23 protein-coding genes are annotated in these 22987 nt (G+C 60.8%); 11 read left to right on the top strand and 12 right to left on the bottom strand.

The annotated features are described in order from the left end of the window. Nucleotides 1-4: 4 nt before the first annotated feature. A complete protein-coding gene (locus BLU71_RS21105) occupies nucleotides 5-577 on the bottom strand; it encodes a xanthine phosphoribosyltransferase (protein WP_042607125.1) in 573 nt (190 codons plus the stop codon). A gap of 57 nt (nucleotides 578-634) precedes the next feature. Further along, nucleotides 635-2644, bottom strand: coding sequence for a DNA helicase Rep (rep, locus tag BLU71_RS21100; protein ID WP_083353815.1), 2010 nt, complete (start codon nucleotides 2642-2644; stop codon nucleotides 635-637). A gap of 272 nt (nucleotides 2645-2916) precedes the next feature. On the opposite strand from rep, the gene BLU71_RS21095 reads away from it, so the two are divergent. Then, a complete protein-coding gene (locus BLU71_RS21095) occupies nucleotides 2917-4590 on the top strand; it encodes a putative bifunctional diguanylate cyclase/phosphodiesterase (protein ID WP_042607124.1) in 1674 nt (557 codons plus the stop codon). A gap of 108 nt (nucleotides 4591-4698) precedes the next feature. Here BLU71_RS21095 and BLU71_RS21090 read toward each other — a convergent pair whose 3' ends face one another. Continuing rightward, nucleotides 4699-6093: a NorM family multidrug efflux MATE transporter gene (locus BLU71_RS21090; protein ID WP_064364760.1), complete on the bottom strand. Its 1395-nt coding sequence runs from the start codon at nucleotides 6091-6093 to the stop codon at nucleotides 4699-4701. A gap of 159 nt (nucleotides 6094-6252) precedes the next feature. On the opposite strand from BLU71_RS21090, the gene BLU71_RS21085 reads away from it, so the two are divergent. From BLU71_RS21085 to BLU71_RS21075, 3 genes are all read left to right on the top strand, one after another. After that, a complete protein-coding gene (locus tag BLU71_RS21085) occupies nucleotides 6253-7173 on the top strand; it encodes a LysR substrate-binding domain-containing protein (protein WP_042607123.1) in 921 nt (306 codons plus the stop codon). Between the two features lie 187 nt (nucleotides 7174-7360). Continuing rightward, on the top strand, nucleotides 7361-9337 hold the full coding sequence (locus BLU71_RS21080) for a methyl-accepting chemotaxis protein (protein ID WP_042607122.1): 1977 nt from the start codon (nucleotides 7361-7363) through the stop codon (nucleotides 9335-9337). Between the two features lie 195 nt (nucleotides 9338-9532). After that, a complete protein-coding gene (locus BLU71_RS21075; RefSeq protein ID WP_083353814.1) occupies nucleotides 9533-10747 on the top strand; it encodes an aldose 1-epimerase family protein in 1215 nt (404 codons plus the stop codon). On the opposite strand, the gene BLU71_RS21070 is transcribed toward BLU71_RS21075, so the two are convergent. Continuing rightward, nucleotides 10744-12237 (bottom strand): YifB family Mg chelatase-like AAA ATPase, encoded by a 1494-nt coding sequence (locus tag BLU71_RS21070; RefSeq protein ID WP_083353813.1) that lies wholly within the window; start codon nucleotides 12235-12237, stop codon nucleotides 10744-10746. The two genes, BLU71_RS21075 and BLU71_RS21070, sit on opposite strands and share 4 nt — an antisense overlap. A 382-nt stretch (nucleotides 12238-12619) precedes the next feature. Next, nucleotides 12620-13084 (bottom strand): hypothetical protein, encoded by a 465-nt coding sequence (locus BLU71_RS21065; RefSeq protein WP_073470953.1) that lies wholly within the window; start codon nucleotides 13082-13084, stop codon nucleotides 12620-12622. A 323-nt stretch (nucleotides 13085-13407) separates the two neighbouring features. Between BLU71_RS21065 and BLU71_RS21060 the strand changes: the two genes are divergently transcribed. Then, the gene (locus BLU71_RS21060) at nucleotides 13408-13605 is read left to right on the top strand and encodes a HigA family addiction module antitoxin (RefSeq protein ID WP_231982427.1); all 198 of its coding nucleotides are present in this window, start codon (nucleotides 13408-13410) and stop codon (nucleotides 13603-13605) included. A gap of 252 nt (nucleotides 13606-13857) precedes the next feature. On the opposite strand, the gene BLU71_RS21050 is transcribed toward BLU71_RS21060, so the two are convergent. Further along, on the bottom strand, nucleotides 13858-14118 hold the full coding sequence (locus BLU71_RS21050; RefSeq protein WP_007920416.1) for an accessory factor UbiK family protein: 261 nt from the start codon (nucleotides 14116-14118) through the stop codon (nucleotides 13858-13860). A 395-nt stretch (nucleotides 14119-14513) separates the two neighbouring features. Here BLU71_RS21050 and glnK point away from each other — a divergent pair, with 395 nt between their 5' ends. The 4 genes from glnK to sutA all read left to right on the top strand — a co-directional run bounded on the left by glnK (nucleotide 14514) and on the right by sutA (nucleotide 17296). After that, nucleotides 14514-14852: a P-II family nitrogen regulator gene (gene glnK / locus BLU71_RS21045; RefSeq protein WP_002555808.1), complete on the top strand. Its 339-nt coding sequence runs from the start codon at nucleotides 14514-14516 to the stop codon at nucleotides 14850-14852. A 37-nt stretch (nucleotides 14853-14889) separates the two neighbouring features. Beyond that, nucleotides 14890-16227, top strand: a complete 1338-nt coding sequence (locus tag BLU71_RS21040) for an ammonium transporter (protein ID WP_041476939.1) — start codon at nucleotides 14890-14892, stop codon at nucleotides 16225-16227. 215 nt (nucleotides 16228-16442) lie between these two features. Next, on the top strand, nucleotides 16443-16868 hold the full coding sequence (locus BLU71_RS21035) for a secondary thiamine-phosphate synthase enzyme YjbQ (RefSeq protein ID WP_042607117.1): 426 nt from the start codon (nucleotides 16443-16445) through the stop codon (nucleotides 16866-16868). 101 nt (nucleotides 16869-16969) lie between these two features. Further along, nucleotides 16970-17296: a transcriptional regulator SutA gene (sutA, locus tag BLU71_RS21030; RefSeq protein ID WP_016772583.1), complete on the top strand. Its 327-nt coding sequence runs from the start codon at nucleotides 16970-16972 to the stop codon at nucleotides 17294-17296. A 185-nt stretch (nucleotides 17297-17481) separates the two neighbouring features. On the opposite strand, the gene BLU71_RS21025 is transcribed toward sutA, so the two are convergent. From BLU71_RS21025 to lptM, 6 genes are read right to left on the bottom strand one after another with little or no spacing between them, the layout of a single operon-like run. After that, nucleotides 17482-18189, bottom strand: a complete 708-nt coding sequence (locus tag BLU71_RS21025; RefSeq protein ID WP_083353812.1) for an HAD family hydrolase — start codon at nucleotides 18187-18189, stop codon at nucleotides 17482-17484. After that, complete coding sequence (xerC, locus tag BLU71_RS21020) at nucleotides 18186-19085, bottom strand: tyrosine recombinase XerC (RefSeq protein ID WP_039757393.1); 900 nt, start codon at nucleotides 19083-19085, stop codon at nucleotides 18186-18188. Before xerC ends, BLU71_RS21025 begins: the two co-directional genes overlap by 4 nt. Nucleotides 19086-19087: 2 nt before the next feature. Next, nucleotides 19088-19813 (bottom strand): DUF484 family protein, encoded by a 726-nt coding sequence (locus BLU71_RS21015; RefSeq protein WP_042607115.1) that lies wholly within the window; start codon nucleotides 19811-19813, stop codon nucleotides 19088-19090. Nucleotides 19814-19826: 13 nt separating this feature from the next. Next, nucleotides 19827-20657, bottom strand: a complete 831-nt coding sequence (gene dapF, locus BLU71_RS21010; RefSeq protein WP_083353811.1) for a diaminopimelate epimerase — start codon at nucleotides 20655-20657, stop codon at nucleotides 19827-19829. Between the two features lie 3 nt (nucleotides 20658-20660). Beyond that, entirely contained in the window at nucleotides 20661-21908 is a 1248-nt protein-coding gene (gene lysA, locus BLU71_RS21005) for a diaminopimelate decarboxylase (RefSeq protein WP_083353810.1), read from the bottom strand. Nucleotides 21909-21917: 9 nt separating this feature from the next. After that, nucleotides 21918-22088, bottom strand: coding sequence for an LPS translocon maturation chaperone LptM (gene lptM, locus BLU71_RS21000; protein WP_016772589.1), 171 nt, complete (start codon nucleotides 22086-22088; stop codon nucleotides 21918-21920). A 313-nt stretch (nucleotides 22089-22401) separates the two neighbouring features. Between lptM and cyaY the strand changes: the two genes are divergently transcribed. Together cyaY and BLU71_RS20990 are read left to right on the top strand one after the other, a co-directional pair. After that, complete coding sequence (gene cyaY / locus BLU71_RS20995) at nucleotides 22402-22734, top strand: iron donor protein CyaY (RefSeq protein ID WP_041476930.1); 333 nt, start codon at nucleotides 22402-22404, stop codon at nucleotides 22732-22734. Nucleotides 22735-22737: 3 nt separating this feature from the next. Further along, nucleotides 22738-22962, top strand: coding sequence for a DUF1289 domain-containing protein (locus BLU71_RS20990; RefSeq protein ID WP_064364658.1), 225 nt, complete (start codon nucleotides 22738-22740; stop codon nucleotides 22960-22962). Nucleotides 22963-22987: the final 25 nt, after the last annotated feature.

Genomic DNA, 22987 nt, shown 5'->3' with positions numbered 1-22987 from the left:
CTGGTTACTCGATGAAGGTAACGACGCCATCCTTCAGCGATTTCACCCGGGCCAGCGACTCGACGCGGTAGCCCTGCGAGTCCAGTTCGGCGCGGCCGCCCTGGAACGACTTCTCGATGACGATGCCCAGACCGGCAACGGTGGCGCCGGCCTGTTTGATGATCGAGATCAGCGCTTGCGAGGCCTTACCGTTGGCGAGGAAGTCGTCGATGATCAGCACGCGGTCGCTGCTGGTCAGGTGACGCGGGGAGATGGCCACGGTGCTTTCGGTCTTTTTGGTGAACGAGTACACGGTCGCCGAGAGCAGGTTTTCAGTCAGGGTCAGCGACTGTTGCTTGCGGGCGAAGATCACCGGCACGCCGAGGTTCAGACCGGTCATGATCGCTGGGGCGATGCCCGAAGCTTCGATGGTGACGATCTTGGTAATCCCCGAGTCCTTGAACAGCGCGGCGAATTCGTCACCGATCAGCTTCATCAGTGCCGGGTCGATCTGGTGGTTCAGAAAGGCGTCGACTTTCAGGACCTGATCGGAAAGCACGATGCCTTCTTCGCGGATTTTTTTGTGCAGTGCTTCCACAACAGCTTCCTCTGTTGGCGCGATGGGCGCCGAAGGTAGATTAAAAAGTAGTCGATTCTAGCGCTTTAACATCGCGCGTATATCGGCCAATGCGCTATTTCCGCGCACGGCTTTGACTTCAGTCGGGGTGTCGTCGTTGCCTTCCCAGACCAGATCGTCCGGCGGCAGTTCATCCAGGAAGCGGCTCGGCGCGCAGTCGATGATTTCGCCGTACTGCTTGCGCTTGGCGGCAAAGGTGAACGCCAGGGTCTGGCGGGCACGGGTGATGCCCACATAGGCCAGGCGACGTTCTTCTTCGATGGTGTCGGCTTCGATACTGGAGCGGTGCGGGAGGATTTCCTCTTCCATGCCCATGATGAACACGTAGGGAAATTCCAGCCCTTTGGATGCGTGCAGCGTCATCATCTGCACACCTTCGGCGCCGTCCTCCTCTTCCTGCTGGCGCTCGAGCATGTCGCGCAGCACCAGTTTGCCGATGGCGTCCTCGACGGTCATTTCGCCGTCTTCGTCTTTCTCAAGGGTGTTTTTCAACGCCTCGATCAGGAACCAGACGTTGCCCATGCGGTAGTCCGCAGCCTTGTCGCTGGAGCTGTTGGTGCGCAGCCAGTTCTCGTAGTCGATGTCCATGACCATGCTGCGCAACGCCGAAATCGGATCTTCGCCGGCACACTGCTCGCGGACCTTGTCCATGAAGCGCTTGAAGCGCGCCAGGCGGTCGGTGAAGCGGCTGTCGAGATGTTCACCCAGGCCGATTTCGTCGGTGGCGGCGTACATCGAGATTTTGCGTTCGGTGGCGTAGTTGCCGAGTTTTTCCAGGGTGGTCGAACCGATCTCGCGGCGCGGCACGTTGATCACGCGCAGGAAGGCGTTGTCGTCATCGGGATTTACGATCAGGCGGAAGTAGGCCATCAGGTCCTTCACTTCCTGACGGCCGAAGAAGCTGTTGCCGCCGCTCAGGCGATACGGCACCTGGTGGTGTTGCAGCTTCAATTCGATCAGCTTGGCCTGATAGTTACCGCGATACAGAATCGCGAAATCGCTGTACGGGCGGTCCGTGCGCAGATGCAGGCTGAGGATTTCCATGGCCACGCGCTCGGCTTCGGCGTCCTCGTTGCGGCAGCGGATCACGCGGATTTCGTCGCCGTGGCCCATCTCGCTCCACAGCTGTTTTTCGAATTCGTGCGGGTTGTTCGAGATCAGCACGTTGGCGCAGCGCAGGATGCGGCTGGTTGAACGGTAGTTCTGTTCGAGCATGACCACTTTCAAGGACGGATAGTCGTCCTTGAGCAGCATCAGGTTTTCCGGGCGCGCGCCACGCCAGGCATAGATCGACTGGTCATCGTCGCCCACCACGGTGAACTGGTTGCGCTTGCCGATGAGCATCTTCACCAACAGATACTGACTGGCGTTGGTGTCCTGGTATTCGTCGACGAGCAGGTAACGCACTTTGTTCTGCCACTTTTCGAGAATGTCGGCGTGTTCTTCGAAAAGCTTTACCGGCAGCAGGATCAGGTCGTCGAAGTCCACCGCGTTGAACGCCTTGAGCGTGCGCTGATAGTGGGTGTAGACGATGGCGGCGGTCTGCTCTTTGGGATTGCGCGCGTTTTCCAGGGCCTGGGCAGGCAGGATCAGGTCGTTTTTCCAGGCGCCGATCATGTTCTTGATCTCGTCGACGCCGTCTTCGCCTGCGTATTCCTTCTGCATGATGTCGGTCATCAGGGCTTTGACGTCGGTCTCGTCGAAGATCGAGAAACCGGGTTTGTAGCCCAGCCGCGCATGCTCCTTGCGGATGATGTTCAGGCCCAGGTTGTGGAAGGTGCAGACGGTCAGGCCGCGACCTTCGCCGGCACGCAACAGGGTGCCGACGCGCTCTTTCATTTCGCGCGCGGCCTTGTTGGTAAAGGTCATGGCGACGATGTACTGGGCGCGGATGCCGCAGTTCTGGATCAGGTGCGCGATCTTGCGCGTGATCACGCTGGTCTTGCCGGAGCCAGCACCGGCGAGCACCAATAGAGGGCCGCCGACGTAGTTCACGGCTTCTTGCTGCCGGGGATTGAGTCGGGACATACGAAAATTCGGGAGTCGTTGACGAAATGGGCCGGCATTTTAACAGGCTCAGCGATTTGTGCTGCTCTGTCCGACTTGTGACGCAACACGCGATTCAGATTTGCCGGTTTTGTTACTTTCACGCAGGATACGCGGGGATTTTGCGGCTAATGTTCTCATTCGTGACACAAAATAACCTTTCACTGCCGTTGTCATCGGACAACGCATTGGTCATTGTTCAGCACACCGGCATAATGCCCCGCCTACATCATTGCAGAGTCTAGGGAGTCAGCTTGTCTACGCCTGTCGAACCCTTGCGTTTGCTGCTACTGGCCGAAGAGCCAGCGTGGACAGCGTTGTTGCGTGAGTGTCTGGCTCCGATGGGGAGCGCGGCGGTGCTGATCAGCGCGCCGAACTGGGATTCGGTCAGCCGCCTGTTCGAGGACAACCGCCACGCGGTGCTGCTGACCCTGCCGGCATTGCAGCCGGCGCCCGGGCGCTGCAGCCTGCCGACCGTTCTGCTGCTGGAGCATGAACCGGCCACCGCGCCGGTCGGGGTCAGCGACTGGCTGGTCTTCGACGCCCTCGACGCTGGCATGCTCCAGCGTTGTCTGCGCCATGTTCGCGAGCGCGGCGTGCTGGAAAACACCCTGCAGCGCCTGGCCGAACAGGACCCGCTGACCGGCATCGCCAATCGCCAGGGTTTCCAGACCCTGCTCACCGCGCGTCTTGCCGAAGGCGACGGTCGCGGCCTCGCCCTTGGCCATCTCGATCTCGATAACTTCCGCCATGCCAATGATGCTCTTGGTCATCAGGCTGGCGATCGTCTGATCCTGCAAGTCGTCGCGCGCCTGAAAAGTCAGCTGGAAGCCGGTGATCAACTGGCGCGGCTGGGCAGTGATGAATTTGCTTTGCTGATCGACACCCGCCGCGCGCCGCAACGCGCCGAGTGGATGGCCGAGCGCATTACCGAGGCGTTGGCCGAACCTTATTGGGTCGACGGTGAGAGCCTGCTGATCGGCTCCAGCCTCGGCATCGCTCACGCCCGCGCCAACGGCGGTGCCGATCCATTGATGTGGCACGCACACATCGCCATGCAGCAGGCCAAGAGCACGCAGGGCTGCACCTTTCATATCTTCAACGAGCGAATCAACCGCAATGCGCGGAGCATGGCTGACCTCGAAAGCGAACTGCGCCGAGCCCTGCGCCGCGACGAGCTGGAGCTGCATTACCAGCCACGCCTGAATCTTGAGGATGGCCAGATCGTCGGCCTCGAAGCGCTGGTGCGCTGGCGCCATGGGGAGCGCGGTCTGCTGCCGCCGAGCGAATTCGTGCCACTGGCCGAACAAAGCGGATTGATCGTGCCGTTGGGTTACTGGGTGATTGCCCGGGCACTGCGGGATATGCAGGCTCTGCGCGAGCAGGGACTGCCGCCGCTGCACATGGCGATCAACCTGTCGTTCCGGCAGTTTCAGGACAGCCAGTTGCTGCCGACGCTCAGTCGTCTGATTGCCGAGCGTGGCGTGGAAGCACAGTGGCTGGAGTTCGAACTGACCGAAACCGCGGTGATGCGGCGCAGCGATCTGGTCAAGCAGACCATGGACGCGCTCGGCCGCCTCGGCGTGCGCTTCTCGCTGGACGATTTCGGCACCGGTTTTTCTTCGTTCGTACACCTCAACAGCCTGCCGATCACTTTGCTGAAGATCGACAAGAGTTTTGTCGGCGGTATGGAACAACGCGAAGAGAACCGCAAACTGGTGCACGCGATGATCAACCTCGCGCACAACCTGCACCTGGAAGTGGTTGCCGAAGGGGTCGAGACGCCGGAGCAGCTGGACTTGTTGCGCGGGTTCGGTTGCGATCAGGTGCAGGGTTATCTGATCAGCCGGCCGTTGCCGCTGGAGGAGCTGGTGGAATACCTGACGTCGGGATCGAGCCAGCAGCCGGCTCTGGAAATCGTCGGCTGATCACCACCCCCTGTAGGAGTGAGCCTGCTCGCGATAGCTTTTCAACAGTCAACATTTGCATTGACTGATATACCGCAATCGCGAGCAGGCTCACTCCTACAGAGGACCTCATTCGGCCTGGGGGATGTTAAAACCTTGAGCTTGCGGCTCGCGCCGAATCATCCGCTGCATCTTCCATTCAAACCCCAGCGTCAGGCTCACTGCCGCGCACGCCAACCCCAGCGCCAGTCCCCACCAGACACCGGTCGGCCCCCAATTGAGGTGGAAAGCCATCCACCACGCCGCCGGCGCGCCGATCAGCCAATAGCAAGCCAGGCCGACCAGGAAGGTGGTCTTGGCATCCTTGAGCCCGCGGATACAGCCCATGGCAATCGTCTGCGTGCCGTCGAACAACTCGAACCACGCCGCTACTGCCAGCAGGCTCACCGCCAGACGGATCACCTCGGCAAACGCCGGGTCGTTATGGTCGAGGAACAGGCCGACCAACTGGTTCGGCCACAGCCAGAACACCAGGGCAAAGCCGAGCATCACTACCGCGCCGAAGGCAATGCCGACACGGCCGGACATCCGCGCATCAACCAGTTGCCCGGCGCCATAGTGCTGGCCGACGCGCATGGTGATGGCATAGGACATCCCGGCCGGAACCATGAACGCCACAGAAACGATCTGCAGAGCGATTTGGTGCGCGCCCATTTGCGTGCTGCCCATGGTGCCCATGCACAGTGCAGCGAAAGCGAACAACCCGACCTCCACCGCATAGGTGCCGCCAATCGGCAGGCCCAGGCGCCAGAGTTCTTTCAGGTATTGCCGGTTCGGCCGCGACAGACCGACGCGCAACGGATAAGCGTCATAGGCCGGATGCCGGCGAATGTGCCAGGCCAGCGCCAGTGCCATGCAGTTGGCGACAATCGCCGTGACCAGACCGATGCCGGTCAGACCCAGGTGCGGCAGACCGAACATGCCGGTGATCAGCGCGTAGTTGAGCAGGAAATTGGCCACCGTGCCGGCGAGGCTGATCACCATCACTGGCGTCGCCCGGCCAATCGCACTGGTGAAACCGCGCAGGGCCATGAAGCTCAGATAACCCGGCAAGGCGAAGGGCAGGGCGATGAGGAATTGCCCGGCGGCGTTGACGTTGGTTTCGGTCTGGCCAAACAGCAGCAACACGGGTTTGAGGTTCCACAGCAGCAGCCCGGCGCCGAGCGCCATCAGCCAGGCCAGCCACAGTCCGGCCTGTGTCAGGCGCGCGGCACCGATGATGTCGCCGGCGCCCTGACGGATCGCCACCAGTGTGCCGACCGCTGCAATCACGCCGATGCAGAAAATCGACACGAACGAATAGCTGGCCGCACCGAGGCCGCCACCGGCCAGCGCTTCTGGACTCAAGCGCGCCATCATCAGGGTGTCGGTCAGCACCATCAGCATGTGCGCCAACTGCGAAGCAATCAGCGGCCCCGCCAGCCGCAGAATGGCCCAGAGTTCGGTACGCACAGGATGCCGCATGGTCATCACCACCCAAATATCAAAGGGAACAGAAGAGCGTCGATTCTCGGCGCTTGGCAGGCGTTGCACAAAGGGATAAAAAGGATGGGTGGCATGATTAATACTCATCCTGAACCGTCTCGGCCGAACCGGCTGCATCCCGCTACTGGAGCTTTGTGTATGTCCCGACGCCTTCCGCCCCTGTATGCCCTGCGTGCATTCGAAGCGGCAGCGCGACACAGCTCGTTCACCCGCGCGGCGGAAGAGTTGTCGATTACCCAAAGCGCGGTCAGTCGGCACATGCGTACCCTCGAAGAACATTTCGCCTGCCGGCTGTTTCATCGCAGCGGCCGCAACTTGCAGCTGACCGAATCGGCCCGGCTGCTGTTGCCCGGTATCCGCGAAGGCTTTGCCGCCCTCGAGCGCGCCTGCAACACCTTGCGCGCCGAGGACGACATCCTGCGCATGAAGGCACCCTCAACCCTGACCATGCGTTGGTTGCTGGCGCGGCTGAGCCGCTTCCGCCACTTGCAGCCGGGCAATGAGGTGCAACTGACGAGCGCGTGGATGGACATCGATTCGGTGGATTTCAACAATGAGCCGTTCGATTGCGCCGTGTTGCTCAGCGACGGGCATTTCCCGCCGGACTGGGAAGCGAGCCTGCTGTTTCCCGAGGAATTGATCCCGGTTGGCGCGCCGAACCTTCTCAATGACCAGCCCTGGGACGTGGCGCGCCTGGGCAGCGCCGAACTGTTGCATCCGACCCCGGATCGCCGAGACTGGCGCAGTTGGCTGGAGCGCATGGGGTTATCCGATCAGGTCTCGCTCAAGGGCGGTCAGGTGTTCGACACCCTCGAACTGGGCATGATCGCGGCGGCGCGCGGCTACGGTGTGTCCATGGGTGATTTGCTGATGGTTGCCGAAGACGTCGCGCAAGGGCGCTTGAGTCTGCCGTGGCCGACAGCGGTCGCCAGTGGTCTTGATTATTACCTGGTGTGGCCAAGAACCCGTCCGGGAGGTGAACGTTTGCGCCGCCTCAGTGACTTTCTTCAGAGCGAAGTCCGCGCCATGCAGCTCCCGGCAGTGACACGCTTGAGCTGAGACGTTCGAGCCGGCACAATGCCACCACTGCGCCATACCCACGCAATGCGCTCAAGTATTCGGTTTTACCGCCGACTACGAGCATGTGGAACCGTCGTGCCGGTTTCGCGCTACCCCCATTATTAGAATATTTTCCGGGCAATTACCGCGATCAAGGAGGATTCGGTGGCTCGGCCAGGAGCTGTTCATGTCTCAACCTCGTGCTCGGATCGCCTCGCAGTTGGGCCTCGCCCTCGCTGTAATACTGGCGATAGTCATCAGCGGCAGTACGGTGTTCGCCTTGCGTTCGCTGGATTCCGCCAACCTCGCCACCCGTGAAGAGCATCTGGCCAGTGAGGCCCGGCTGCTGGCCGATCAACTGAGTACCTTCCACGGTACGCTGCGCGAAAGCACCCTGCGCTTGAGCGGTCTGTTCGAAAAACGCTTCGGCAGTGGCCTGAGTGTGCACCCCGATCAGCCAGTGACCGTGGCCGGCGTGCAGACCCCGGGCCTGCACCTGGGCAACGAGGTGCTGAACAACAACTTCAAGGAAGTTGACGAGTTCAAGCAGATGACCGCCGGCGTGGCAACGGTATTCGTGCGCAGCGGCGAAGACTTCATTCGCGTCAGCACCAACGTCAGCAAGCAGGACGGCACCCGTGCCATCGGCACCGTGCTCGATCATGCCAACCCGGCGTACGCAAAGTTGATGGCGGGGCAGAGTTATGTCGGCCGCTCGCTGTTGTTCGAGCGCTACTACATGTCGCAGTACACCCCGGTGCGCGACGCGGGCGGCAAGATCATCGCCGTGCTGTATGTCGGCTTCGACTACACCGACGCGCAGAACGCGCAGTTCGCCAATCTCAAGCGCTTCCGCATCGGCCAGACCGGCTCGCTGGCCCTGCTCGACGAGCAGAACAAATGGCTGGTGCCGATTGCCGGCGTAGAAGCGCTGGATCAAGCCGTGCCGACCATCAATAACCTGGTGAAAACCCCAGGCAAGGGCGAGTTCTGGAGCGACAAGGGCGAAGACTTCTACAGCATCGCCGTGCCGTTCGAAGGTGGCCCGTGGTCGGTGGTCGCGAGCATGCCGAAAGCCGAGATCCGCGCGGTGACCTGGAGCGTCGGTACGCAACTGGCGATCGGCAGCCTGCTGGCGATGTTGCTCGCGGTCGGTTCCGTGGTCTGGCTGTTGCGCAGCAAGCTTGCGCCACTGGGCGATCTGGTGCGTCAGGCCGAGGCTCTGGGTGCCGGTGATCTGAGCGTGCGTCTGAACGTATCGAGCCACGACGAAATCGGTCAGCTGTCCCGCGCGTTCAACCAGATGAGCCAGGCGCTGTCGACCATGGTCGAACACATCCGCCGCGCCTCGGAAGAGGTCAACAGTCGCGCGCAGGCATTGTCCGGTTTGTCCGGTGGTGCTTATGAAGGCATGGAGCAGCAGTCGGGCGAAATCACCAGCATGGCCGGCGCGGTGGAAGAGTTCAGTGCGACGTCGCTGAACATCGCTGACAACATGGGCGCGACTCAGCGCCTGGCACAGGAAAACGCCCAGCAAACACAGATTGGTCGCAGCTCGATGGAAGAAGCGTCGTCGTCGCTGGAGCAGATTGCCGGTGCGCTGAACAGCACCGCCACGGTGATCAACACCCTCGGCCAGCGCTCCCAGGAAATCGGCGGCATTGTTGGCGTGATCACTTCGATCGCCGAGCAGACCAACCTGTTGGCGCTCAACGCTGCGATCGAAGCCGCCCGTGCCGGTGAACAGGGCCGCGGTTTTGCCGTGGTGGCGGACGAAGTGCGCAGCCTCGCCTCGCGTACCCGTCAGGCCACCGACGAAATCTCCAGCATGATTCACAGCATCCAGCAGGAGACCGGCAACGCGATCAGCACCATGGAGCAGGGCAATGTGCTGATGCAGGAAGGCCTGTCGCGTAACGCCAATGTCGCCTCGGCACTGGCACGGATCGACGAGCAGAGCCGTTCGGCAGGCCAGCAGTTTGCAGCAATCACCACCGCCACTCAGGAGCAAAGCAGCACCGCGACGTTGCTGAGCAGCAATCTGCAGAGCATTGCCATGGCCAACAGTGAGCAGCGTGAGGTGGTTTCCAACCTGGCCATCACCGCTAAAGAGCTGGAGAAACTGGCGGCGGATCTGCGATCCGAGGTTGATCGCTTCCGTTGATGTGTCTTTGAAATTGCCATCGCGAGCAGGCTCGCTCCCACAGTTTTCGGTGTGACTCACAAATGTTGTGAAAGCCCGATGTCCCTGTGGGAGCGAGCCTGCTCGCGAATGCTTTTCTCCCACAGCTTCTTTGCACTTGCTGAAACGTTTCCGCAGCGCTATAAAAATGGCACAACTCCAATAAAGGCTGCTGCCATGACTCCGCTCAAACTCCTCGTCGCTCTCGGCGCATTCTCTGCCGCTTCCCACGCCATGGCCTGGGACTATGTCCTGCTCGACGCCAACACCCCGGCAAAAAACTGGACGATCACCAGTGAACAGCTCGGTGTAAAAACCACCAAGCCGTTTTCCGTGACCCTGCGCACCCTGCACGGCGGTCGTCAGGAGGGCGTCAGCATCGTCGATATCGATAACGGCACGATGAAGCTTTCGGTGGTGCCGAACCGTGGCATGAACGTGTTGCAAGCTTCGGTGGGCGACGTGCGCATGGGCTGGGATTCGCCGGTCAAGGACGTGGTCAACCCGGCGTTCATCGAGCTCAACGGCCGCGGTGGCCTGGGCTGGCTGGAAGGCTTCAATGAACTGGTCACCCGTTGCGGTTACGAGTGGGTTGGCCATCCCGGCATGGACAACGGTGAACTGCTGACCCTGCATGGTCGCGCCGCCAATATCCCGGCCAGCACCGTCACTCTGCACATCGATGAAAAACCGCCGTATGCCATTACGCTGCGTGGCGAGCTGAAAGAGCAGGCATTCAAGAAAGTCGATTTCTCGGTAGCAACCGAACTGGTCACTGAACCTGGCAGCGCAAGCTTCGTCCTCAACGATACCCTGACCAATAACGGCGACTATGCGAAGGAATATCAGGCGCTGTATCACAGCAATTTCAGTACGCCGTTTCTTGAGCAGGGCGCGAAGTTTGCTGCGCCGGTGAAGCAGGTATCGCCGTTCAACGACAAGGCCAAGGGTGATCTGCCCGACTGGCAGACGTACCGCGCACCGACCAGGGACTACGACGAAACGGTCTACAACGTTGTGCCATATGCGGACGCCAAGGGCGATACCCTGACCGTGCTGCACAACAAGGCCGGTAGCCTCGGCGTTGCGGTTGGCTTCAATACCCAGCAGTTGCCAGTGTTCTCGCTGTGGAAAAACACCGACACCCAAGGGCAGGGCTACGTCACCGGGCTGGAGCCTGGGACGAGTTTTTCCTATAACCGTCGCTATCAGCGGCCGTTGAATCTGGTGCCGACCATTGCGCCGAAAGAACACAAACAGTTCCAGATCAGCTATAGCCTGCTGGCCGATAAGGCTGCGGTGGATAACGCCCTGAAGCGTGTGACCGATATTCAGGCCGGGCGCGACACCGAAGTGCGCCAGACGCCGCTGGTTGATCTGACTGAGCATTAAGGTGTCGCCGGCCGGTATTGCAGTGCCTCCGCCAGATGCTCGCGGGTAATCGCATCGGCCTGCTCAAGATCCGCCAGTGTGCGCGCGACCTTGAGCAGGCGATGCGCCGAGCGCAGCGACAGGATCAGTCGCTCGCAGGCCCCTTCCAGCCATCTCTCATCGGCTGTGGATAACTTGCAGTGACGCTTCAACCCCGGCAGATCGAGAAACGCATTGGCGCAGCCTTGGCGTTTTTGCTGGCGCTCCCGCGCTTCAGCCACCAACGCCGCAGCGCTGGCGCTGTCCTCCCCGAGCTTGGCTGCCGGATTCAATGCTGTCGCTTCACGCGCCACGGTCAGGTGCAGATCGATACGATCCAGCAGCGGCCCCGACAATTTGTTGCGATAGCGCTGCACCATGTCCGGTGTGCACGAGCATTTGCCGCTCGGTTCGCCAAGATATCCACAGGGACACGGATTCATCGCTGCCACCAGCTGAAAGCGCGCCGGGAAACGCACGCGATCCTTGGCGCGGGCGATGACGATATGCCCGGACTCCAAGGGCTCGCGGAGCACCTCGAGAACCTTGCGATCAAACTCCGGCAATTCATCGAGAAACAGCACGCCGTGATGAGCCAGGGTGATTTCACCGGGTTGCGGTTTTGAACTGCCACCGACCAGTGCCGGTCCGGAAGCCGAATGGTGCGGTTGCCGGAAGGGACGCTGCGGCCAGTGAGTCAGAGGCACACCGCTGGCGACCGATTGAATCGCTGCCACTTCCAGCGCTTCGCACTCGGAAAGCGGCGGCAGCAACCCCGGCAGACGACTGGCCAGCAGCGTCTTGCCGGTTCCTGGAGGCCCGCTGAACAACAAATTGTGCGCCCCCGCTGCGGCAATCAGCAGTGCGCGTTTGGCGGCTGTCTGCCCCTGCACCTCATTGAGATCGGGATAGGGTTTGGCGGCATGCATTAAGCCGTCGGAAACGTAAGGCTCCACCGGCGTGTGCCCGTTGAAATGGGCCACCGCTTCCAGCAAATGATCCACCGCAAACACCTTCAACCCCGAGGCCAGACACGCCTCTTCCGCATTCGCCCGCGGCACCACCAACGCCCGCCCGGCCTTGCGCGCCGCCAGTGCCGCCGGCAGCACACCACGCACCGGCCGCACGGCACCCGACAGCGCCAACTCGCCCAGACATTCCACCTCGTCCAGGGTCAGGCAGGGCACCTGCACACTGGCCGACAAAATCCCCAAGGCAATCGCCAGATCGAAGCGTCCGCCATCCTTGGGCAGATCCGCCGGCGCCAGATTCAAGGTGATCCGCCGCGCCGGAAATTGCAGTCCGGAGTTGATGATCGCGCTGCGTACGCGATCCTTGCTCTCCTTCACCGCCGCCTCGGGCAGTCCGACCATGGTCAGGGAGGGCAGACCGTTTGCCAGATGAACTTCGACAGTGACGGCGGGAGCATCCACGCCAATCTGGGCGCGACTGTGGACGATGGAGAGGGACATGGTCGTTCCTTGAGCTGAATCGGGGTCCGCTTCCTGCGGGTTTTTGAAGGGTAGTTGAGCCGGGTTTCAGTGCTGAAATAGAGGTTTACAAGACGTATCAAGACCCGATGGGCTGTCATTGCTTGGCTGAATTGGACCGTTGACTCTCGACCGGCATTGACGGATCATCCCGTTCGAGGACTGCAACTGCGCATTCGTCGGGACTGGGCACCAGCAAAAGCTCCCCCGCATTTTTGGCAGCAGAGAAAGCTGGTTTCTCTGAAGTAGTGACGACGGGCTAGCCTGTCGGATTCTGAACCCAAGGCCGTAAAGCCAGGAGCTAAAGAATCGCTGCGACTACTCCTCAAAAAATACTTAAAAGGCGTCCATCGGACGCCTTTTTTTATTTCTGATTTGGTGGTGCTCGTGGTATCTGCCCCACTAACGTGCCATGTGCACGTTTTTGCGGGTACCAAGTCACCACGAAGTAACCAAATCCTGTGGCGCGCTCGTGTCGCGGTTCAAGAATCAGTGTTCCCATAGATGTCCTCAGTACCGCGACCCTGTTTCCACATCGCTGTTCTTTGAACTCACAATAGATTTGTGCCCCCGGGACGATCATTTTTGCAACAATCGCGGCTACCCCATCGGCAGTCTGGCAACCATGCTTGAGCAAATCGGCACTATGGGCTTCCCAAATGTGCACTACGCCAAAACCACTATTCGCTCGACGGTGAATACCTACCCGCAGATAAATCTTCCCGCCTGGCAAGCCGAATTTTGGCATATCGGGGATCGTGCCAAAGATGTAACCACCATCTGGATGCTGAACCAGCGTGTTTTCTTTGAGCTTGAGCAAATGAGACAAGAGGGATCCAGAACCAGAGTGTCTGGCGATCAATGTGTATCGCCTGGAACTCGACGAATAGGATCGACCAGCGCAGGCGAAAGCCACCAGCCTAATCACAGCCAAGAACTCACGGAATCAGGCGCAGACGCTGATTCTCGTAGGGTTATGCCCTATTAGTTGTAGGACGCCGGCCAAACGGTTTTGATGGTCTTGTTTTCCTGAATCGGATGCTCCAGTTTGGCCACTCAACGCAGCCTCTGGAGGCGAACAATGGACCGCAGTGGTATGCGCCCGACTCATCGGGCGAGGTTCTGAATAAGGAATTCATGGAGCCGTTGGGCATGACCGTCATGGAGCTGGCCTTGCCCACGAAATGGCCCGAAAGTGAGATCGAAAAGCTTGTGAAATGCCAACTCAGGATCTGCGCCGATCTGGCAATCAGCCTTGCCATTCATCTCAACACTACGCCTGAGTTCTGGATGAATCTTCAGTCGACTTACGATTTGCGCAGGGCCCAGCTCAGGCATGCGGGCTTATAGCGATTGCAGCATCCGCGAAGCCCTTTTCCACCAAGGCCCCGTCATTGGGCGCTTGGTCTGTTCCCGCTCCACCATCATCTGCGGCGCATCGTGTGACCGTATCCACGGCTGGGCGTTTTCGATCTAGTTGAAGCCTGGGCTTTTCGGCGCAATCGGACGGCGGTGGTGCAGGTTGTAGGACGTTGCCGGGATGGTTGAAGGGCTGGAGATCAAAAGATCGCAGCCTTCGGCAGCTCCTACAGGGGGCGCGGATTATTCAGCGGGCGGTGTCAGCTTCGCTTCCATCTCGGCAACCTTGGCTTCGAGGCTTTCGAGGCGGGCACGAGTACGCGCCAGCACAACCATCTGACTATCGAATTCTTCGCGGCTGACCAGATCGAGTTTGCTGAAGGCACTTTGCAGCAGCATTTTGAACTGGCTTTCGATTTCGGCTTTCGGAAGTGGCGTGTCGCCGCTGAACAGGCGGGAGGCGGTGCCGCTCAGGGCGTCGAGGAAGTCTTTGGGCGCGAGCATGGGGAATGTCCTGGAAACAATGGCCGGCAGTGTATCACGCAGTGTCTATAGTCAATCTCGTGGTCAGGGATGCACGCTTTTCGCGCAGGGGGACGGACGGTGGCGCACCGTTGTTGTGCGTATCGGTAAACGCTTTACTGCGCGAGTGCGCGCAACCGAGGCCAAACGGTTGAAATGCCGGGCTTTTGCCGAGCTGGCAAGGTTTCTGCTTAGTCACCCTCGACCCATGCACTGATGCAGTCGCTGTGACGAATGCAGTGCGGCAGACGAAGCGGGGAGTTTCGTCTGATGCGGTTAGCTGGCGTCAACGATGCGTTACAAAGCCAGGCACTGCGCTTAGACTTGAGACGGGTTTGTTTTCCTGGGGCAAGTCCACCAATTCGGGAGAGAGTTTCATGAAGCTAGTCACTGCCATCATCAAGCCGTTCAAGTTGGACGACGTGCGCGAGTCGCTGTCCGAAATCGGCGTGCAGGGCATTACCGTCACTGAAGTCAAAGGCTTCGGCCGGCAGAAGGGTCACACCGAGCTGTATCGCGGCGCGGAATATGTGGTCGATTTTCTGCCCAAGGTGAAAATCGACGTGGCCATCGATGACAAGGATCTGGATCGGGTTATCGAGGCGATAACCAAGGCGGCCAACACCGGCAAGATCGGTGACGGCAAGATCTTCGTGGTCAATCTGGAACAGGCGATCCGCATCCGTACCGGCGAAACCGATACCGACGCGATCTAAGCGCCGCCACAAACCCAACGCCCCAGGAGAAAACAATATGACTCTGCGTAAATTCGCAGGGCTAGGCGCCCTGTTGTCCATCGTAATGCCCGGCATCGCCATGGCGGCAGACGAAGTGGCAGCGCCAGTCCTCAATTCCGGCGACACCGCCTGGATGCTCACCTCCACAGCCCTCGTGCTGTTCATGACCATTCCCGGCCTGGCGCTGTTCTACGGCGGCATGGTTCGCTCGAAAAACATTCTTTCCGTGCTGATGCAGTGCTTCGCCATTACCGGTCTGATCAGCATCCTGTGGGTCATTTATGGCTACAGCATTGCCTTCGACACCACCGGCATGGAGCAGGGCGTCGTCAACTTCAATTCGTTCTTCGGCGGCATGGGCAAGGCGTTCCTCGCCGGTGTCACGCCTTCGAGCATCACCGGCCCGGCGGCGCTGTTCCCTGAGGCGGTGTTCATCACCTTCCAGATGACCTTCGCGATCATCACCCCGGCGCTGATCGTCGGTGCGTTCGCCGAGCGCATGAAGTTCTCCGCGATGCTGATCTTCATGGGCATCTGGTTCACTCTGGTTTATGCACCGATCGCGCACATGGTCTGGTCCGGTAACGGCGGCCTGATGTGGGACTGGGGCGTACTCGACTTCGCTGGCGGCACCGTGGTGCACATCAACGCCGGTATCGCCGGTCTGGTAGCGTGCCTGGTACTGGGCAAGCGCAAAGGTTTCCCGACCACACCGATGGCCCCGCACAATCTCGGTTACACGCTGATGGGCGCGGCGATGCTGTGGGTCGGCTGGTTCGGCTTCAACGCTGGCTCCGCTGCAGCTGCCAACGGCACCGCCGGCATGGCGATGCTGGTTACCCAGATTGCCACCGCTGCTGCGGCACTGGGCTGGATGTTTGCCGAGTGGGTCACCCACGGCAAGCCTAGCGCACTGGGCATCGCCTCGGGTGTGGTCGCCGGTCTGGTTGCGATTACACCGGCGGCTGGCACCGTGGGCCCGATGGGTGCACTGGTGATCGGTCTGGCCGCAGGCGTGGTGTGCTTCTTCTGCGCCACCACCCTGAAACGCAAACTCGGCTATGACGATTCCCTGGATGCCTTCGGCGTGCATGGTATCGGCGGTATCCTCGGCGCGATCCTCACCGGCGTTTTCGCAGCACCGGCACTGGGCGGCTTCGGCACCGTGACTGACATTGGCGCGCAGGTCTGGATTCAGATCAAGGGCGTCGGCTTCACGGTGATCTACACCGCGATCGTCACCTTCATCATCCTCAAGGTGCTGGATGCCGTCATGGGTCTGCGTGTCACCGAGGAAGAAGAGTCGGTCGGCCTCGATCTGGCACAACACAACGAACGCGGCTACAACCTGTAAGTACGCGCACTGAAAAAATTGCCCGGTTCGCCGGGCATTTTTTTGTCCGGGATTTGTCATTCAAGGAGCGGCTGAAAGGATTTTTCTTACGGCTTTGGTCGTCTTTACGACGAGGCTTTTTCTGCGGGCAATCGCTTACATCGCTGCAGGAATATTAGGGCCTTTGTTTTTTTTCAGAGCACGCTAGAATGCGCCCCGAACGAGCGGAGAACTGTATGTGGCAACAGACTCTGATAACCCTGCGGGCAAGGCCCCGGGGCTTTCATCTGGTAACCGACGAGTTGCTCGCAGGCTTGCCTGAACTCAAGACCTGTCGGGTCGGTCTGTTGCATTTGTGGCTGCAGCACACGTCGGCGTCGTTGACCATCAACGAGAACGCCGATCCGGCAGTCCGCCGCGACTTCGAACGATTTTTCAATCGCCTGATCCCACAAGGAACAGACGGCTTCGAGCACAACGACGAAGGCCCGGATGATCTCCCGGCGCACTTCAAGGCCAGCGTGCTGGGTTGCCAGGTCAGTCTGCCGGTTGCGGCAGGGCGGCTGGCACTGGGTACCTGGCAGGGCATTTATCTGGGCGAGCACCGTGATCATGGCGGTGCCCGTAAAGTCCTCGCCACCTTGCACGGTGAGCAGGCATGAGCCGCTGCACGGCAGCGGTGGAAGATTTTTCAACGGCGGCTTCGACAGTCGCCAAAGCTGGTCTATAACTAATCTGCTTTTGGCAAGTCATGAGGTAGAACATGAGCGACGATGATCTGGAAAACGACGACCTCGAAGTAGGCGACGAAGACGAGGCCGAGGAAGGCCTGGAAGCGGCAGCGGAAGACGTTGCCGAGGACGATGGTGGTGACGACACGCCGGCCCCGGCTGCCAAAGGCAAAGCCAAGGCTGCGGTATCGGTCGACGAGTTGCCGAGCATCGAAGCCAAGAACAAGGAGCGTGACGCCCTGGCCAAGGCCATGGAAGAATTCCTTGCACGCGGCGGCAAGGTTCAGGAAGTGGAGGCCAACGTGGTCGCCGATCCGCCCAAGAAGCCGGACAACAAGTACGGCAGCCGCCCTATCTGAGGCGCGTCGCTCGCTTGCTGAAAAAGCCCGCCGTCGCTGCGGGCTTTTTCATGCCTGACATGAATGGAGCAGCCACCAGAATCCCCTGTAGGAGTGAGCCTGCTCGCGATAGCGGTGTATCAGATACATCTAATTGAATGACACTCCGCTATCGCGAGCAGGCTCACTCCTACAGGGGATCTGTGTCATTTCGAGGGAGCATTCCAGCGGGCGATTACCGCTGGTAATTCCGTGAGGCTGCGGATCTCTGCATCCGGCAAGCGCTCCGCTTCCCAGACCTTGCCCGTCGGGTTGAACCACACCGCGCGCAAGCCCGCCTGCTGCGCCCCGGCAATGTCATCGCCGGGATGATCGCCGACATGCACCGCTGCTTCGGCACTCACGCCCCCGCGTTGCAGGGCTTCATGAAACAGCCGTGCATCCGGCTTGGCGATGCCGATGTCTTCGGCGCACAAGGCGAACTTGAAGTAGTCCGCCAGCCCCAACCGGCGAACATCGGCGTTGCCATTGGTGACGACGCCGAGGGCATAGTGATTGGCGAGCAGCTCCAGCAGCGGCTCGACCTCCGGGAACACTTCGATCTGATGCCGCGCATGCAAAAACACTTCGAAAGCCTTGTCGGCCAGATCCGACGCCTCGCCGTGGCCGTACCCGGCTTCTTCCAGAGCATGAAACAACACGCGCCTGCGCAACGCACTGATGCGGTGCTTGAGCCCCGGCTCGCCCGCCAGTACTCGCTCGCGAATCGACCACAAGTGTTCCACCGGTACCGCGCCCAGATTCGACGCATGTTCGCTCAGCCATTCGCGCAACACGGTTTCGGCGCTGGCAATCACCGGAGCGGTGTCCCACAGGGTGTCGTCGAGGTCGAAGGTGATCAACTGAATGCTCATGAATCATCGCCTTTCATGCGTTTCGCCCGGGGATGGGCGCTGTCGTAGACCGCCGCCAGGTGCTGGAAGTCCAAATGGGTGTAGATCTGCGTGGTCTTGATATCGGAGTGGCCGAGCAATTCCTGCACCGCCCGCAGGTCCTGGGAAGACTCCAGCAAATGGCTGGCGAACGAGTGCCTGAGCATGTGCGGATGCAGGTTCTGCCCCAGTTCGCGCTCGCCAGCGAGTTTGACCCGCACCTGAATTGCACGTGGGCCAAGGCGTCGGCCTTGCTGACTGACAAAAACCGCATCGTCGGCAGGATTGGTCATGGCGCGTAGCGGCAGCCATTGTTCAAGGGCTTCACGGGCCTTTTTACCCACAGGCAGCAGACGGGTCTTGCTGCCCTTGCCCAGCACCTGAACCATGCCGTCGGCGAGGTCGAGCTGATCGAGATTGAGTCCGGTCAGCTCGGACAGGCGCAGGCCCGATGAATAGAACAGCTCCAGAATCGCCTGATCGCGCCGGGCAAGAAAATCGTCCTCGACTGCACCTTCCAGCAGTTGCAGGGCGCGATCGGTGTCGAGGGTTTTCGGCAGGCGCCGTTCGCCTTTCGGCGGCGCCAGGCCGGTGGCCGGGTCGTGGTCGCACAAGCCTTCGCGATTCAGATAGTGATAGAGCCCACGCACTGCCGAGAGCAGGCGGGCGAGGCTGCGCGAGGACTGGCCTTGCGCATGCAAGCGGGCGATCAGGCTGCGCAGGCGCTGGATGTCCAGCGCAGCCCAGCTGCCGATGTTCTGCTTGATGCACCAGCCGAGGACTTTATCGAGGTCGCGGCGATAAGCCGACAGGGTGTGCGGCGACACCTGTCGCTCACTGCGCAGATGTTCGCAGTAAGCGTCCAGTTGTCGTTCCATGCTCAGCGTACCGAGCGCAGCGAGCTGTTGACCCGTGGCAGCACGCGGCCCATGACCTCGGCGATGTAGCTGAGGAACAGGGTGCCGACCGAACTCTTGTAGTGCTGCGGATCACGGCTGGCGATGGCCAGGATGCCGTGGATGCCCTGATGGCTGACGGCAACCACGGCGGTCGAGCCGATCTGCTGGCGCTGTTCTTCGCCGAAGAGGAAATCCAGCTCATGTTCACGCAGGCTGCCGCTGACGCTTTTGCCTTCGGTGAGCAGGCCGCCGATCGCGGTTTGCGCATCGGCGTGGGTTACCCAGCGGCCGACCGGGGCCGGGTTGTCGCCGAGCAGGATCAGGCTGACAAAAGGCACCTGGAAGTCCTGACGCAGGCTGTCTTCTACACTGATCACCACGTCTTCCAGAGTCGACGCGTCCATCAGCGCAAGGATCAGGCGCCGGGTCTTTTCGAACAGGCGATCGTTGTCACGAGCCACGTCCATCAGATGTGAAAGGCGATGGCGCATTTCGATGTTGCGGTCGCGCAGGATTGTCATCTGCCGCTCGACCAGCGACACGGTGTCGCCACGTCGGTGCGGAATGCGCAGTGACGGCAGCAGCTCTTCGTGCTCGACGAAGAAGTCCGGGTGAGCCTCAAGGTAGGCGGCAACCGCGGCTGCCTCAAGGCTCTCGGACGCTGATTCGTCGGCTGGTCGGGCGGGTACCTGGGGCTTGTCGGTCATGATTTCTGCTCGCTCAAAGACGCACTTGTCCTTCGTAGACACGCACTGCCGGACCGGTCATCAATACCGGTTCGCCCGGGCCGGCCCACTCGATGGACAGACGCCCGCCGGGCAGGTCGATCAACAGCGGCGAATCCATCCACCCCTGACTGATAGCCGCCACCGCCGCCGCACAGGCGCCGGTACCACAGGCCTGGGTTTCCCCGGCGCCGCGCTCCCACACGCGCAGTTGCGCGCGGTGGCGGTCGATGACCTGAAGGAAACCGACATTGACCCGCGCCGGGAAGCGCGGATGGTGTTCGACCTTCGGCCCCAGTTCATGCACCGGTGCGCTGTTGATGTCATCCACGCGAATGACCGCATGGGGATTGCCCATCGACACAGCGGCCAGTTCGACCGTGGTGCCATCGACGTCCAGCTGATAGCTGTTGGCCTGGGCCGGCGCCTGGAATGGAATGTCCGCCGGCACCAGGCGCGGCGCGCCCATGTTCACGCCGATCTGGCCGTCGTTACGTACGTCCAGTTCGATGATCCCGCCCTTGGTCTCGACGCGGATCTGCCGCTTGGCGGTCAGACGCTTGTCGAGCACGAAGCGGGCGAAGCAGCGCGCACCGTTGCCGCATTGCTCCACTTCCGAACCGTCGGAGTTGAAGATCCGGTAGCGAAAGTCCACGTCCGGGTTGCTCGGCGCTTCGACGATCAGCAACTGGTCGAAACCGATACCGGTGTGGCGGTCGCCCCATTGCTTGGCGTGTTTGGGCTGAATGTGCGCGTGCTGGCTGACCAGGTCGAGGACCATGAAGTCGTTGCCCAGGCCGTGCATTTTGGTAAAACGCAGCAGCATGGGTTACTCCGGCAGCAGGCTTTCGCCGGCAAACAGCTCGGCCACGGTTTCGCGGCGACGCACTTCAAAAACCTGATCACCATCCACCAGCACTTCAGCGGCACGGCCGCGGGTGTTGTAGTTGGAGCTCATGACGAAACCGTAGGCACCGGCCGAATGCACCGCCAGCAAGTCGCCTTCTTCCAGCGCCAGTTCACGGTCCTTGGCGAGGAAGTCGCCGGTTTCGCAGATCGGGCCGACGATGTCGTACTTGCGTGTAGCGCTGTCGCGCGGTTTCACCGCCGTGACGTCCATCCACGCCTGGTACAGCGCCGGACGGATCAGGTCGTTCATCGCCGCGTCGACGATGGCGAAATCCTTGTGCTCGGTATGCTTGAGGTACTCGACCTGGGTCAGCAGCACGCCGCCATTGGCGACGATGAAGCGGCCCGGCTCGAACACCAGCGCCAGATCACGCCCGTCGAGACGCTCGCGTACGGCTTTGATGTAGTCGGCAGCCAGCGGCGGCTCTTCATCGCGATAACGCACACCCAGGCCGCCACCGAGATCGATGTGGCGCAGATGAATGCCGCAATCGCCCAAGCGATCGACCAGATCCAGCAGGCGATCCAGGGCGTCGATGAACGGCGGCAGGGTGGTCAGTTGCGAACCGATGTGGCAGTCGACACCGACCACTTCCAGGTTCGGCAGATGCGCGGCGCGCACGTACACGTCTTCGGCGTCGGCAATGGCGATGCCGAACTTGTTCTCTTTGAGACCGGTGGAAATGTACGGGTGGGTGCCGGCATCGACGTCCGGGTTCACCCGCAACGAAACCGGGGCGCGAACACCCAGCTCGGCTGCGACCAGCTGAAGACGCTCGAGCTCGTCGGTGGATTCGACGTTGAAGCAGTGCACCCCGACTTCGAGGGCACGACGCATGTCGTCACGGGTCTTGCCGACGCCGGAGAAGACGATCTTGTCGGCGCTGCCGCCAGCGGCCAGTACGCGTTCCAGCTCGCCGCGGGAAACGATGTCGAAACCGGCGCCGAGACGGGCCAGGACATTCAGGACACCGAGGTTGGAGTTGGCTTTGACCGCGAAGCAGACCAGATGCGGCATGCCAGCCAGCGCATCGGCGTAGGCCAGATACTGCGCTTGGATGTGTGCGCGCGAGTAAACGTAAGTGGGCGTGCCGAAGCGGTCGGCGATGGCGGACAGCGCCACACCTTCCGCGAACAGCTCCCCGCCACGGTAGTTAAAAGCGTCCATGGCGATCCCTTAGTAAACGTCGTGCTTGTGAGCCTTGGATGGCTGCTTTTGCGAAGACTGGGCTTGTTCGGCCGGGTCCTGATCGTCGTCGGGCAGGTACAGCGGGCCTTTCTGACCACAGGCCGATACCAGGCAGGCAACCGCGACGAGCGCAGCAAGGGAAGAGATCAGGCGCTTCATGGCGAAATCCTTGAAAATGCGTTAATTGCGCCGGAGTATACCGGCCACCCGGCAGCTTGCCTATGCGAGGGGGTTCCCGTCCGGCGGTGCTCCTGAGAAGCGCATCATCCCTGTGGGCGCGAGCCTGCTCGCGAAGAGGTTGTAACATTCGATACGTTCGTTGCCTGACACACCGCTTTCGCGAGCAGGCTCGCTCCCACAGGGGCGGTGTTGAATGGGCTACAGGTGCTTGGTCGTTAAACTTTGCAATCGGCCGGCAGCGTCCGTATCTTTCGGCGCTTGAGCCTGATCAGACATTTTTGAGGTTGCCGCAATGAGTTTGTCCGAAGCCCGTTTCCACGATCTGGTCGATGAAACCCAGGAAAAACTGGAAGACATATTTGACGAAAGCGATCTGGACATCGATCTGGAAAGCTCGGCCGGCGTGCTGACGGTCAAATTCGAAAACGGCAGCCAGCTGATTTTCAGCCGCCAGGAACCCTTGCGGCAGCTGTGGCTGGCGGCGGTGTCCGGGGGCTTCCACTTCGACTACGACGAAGAAAGCGAGCGCTGGATGTGTGACAAGAGCGAAGAGCAGCTCGGCGAAATGCTTCAGCGCCTCGTCAAGCAGCAGGCTGGCGCTGAATTCGATTTCGAAGGTCTGTGATTCGTGACTGATGCAGCGCCTGTCCGCCCGCCGAAACCGCTTTACAGCAACGTCAGTCCGGCGGTGCCTTCGCCGTGCACAGGCGTCTGTCGACTGGACGAACAGAAAGTCTGTCTCGGCTGCGCGCGCCACGTCGAAGACATTCGCGAATGGCGCTCGGCGGATGATCAGCGGCGCCGGGTGATCGTCGCTCAGGCGTCACAGCGCAAGCAGTCCAGCGGGGCGTGACTTGTATATTTTTTGAGCTGTGATA

It is taken from the genome of Pseudomonas moraviensis (assembly GCF_900105805.1).
Taxonomy (GTDB): domain Bacteria; phylum Pseudomonadota; class Gammaproteobacteria; order Pseudomonadales; family Pseudomonadaceae; genus Aquipseudomonas; species Aquipseudomonas moraviensis_A.
This window is presented reverse-complemented; position numbering and strand designations above follow the sequence as displayed.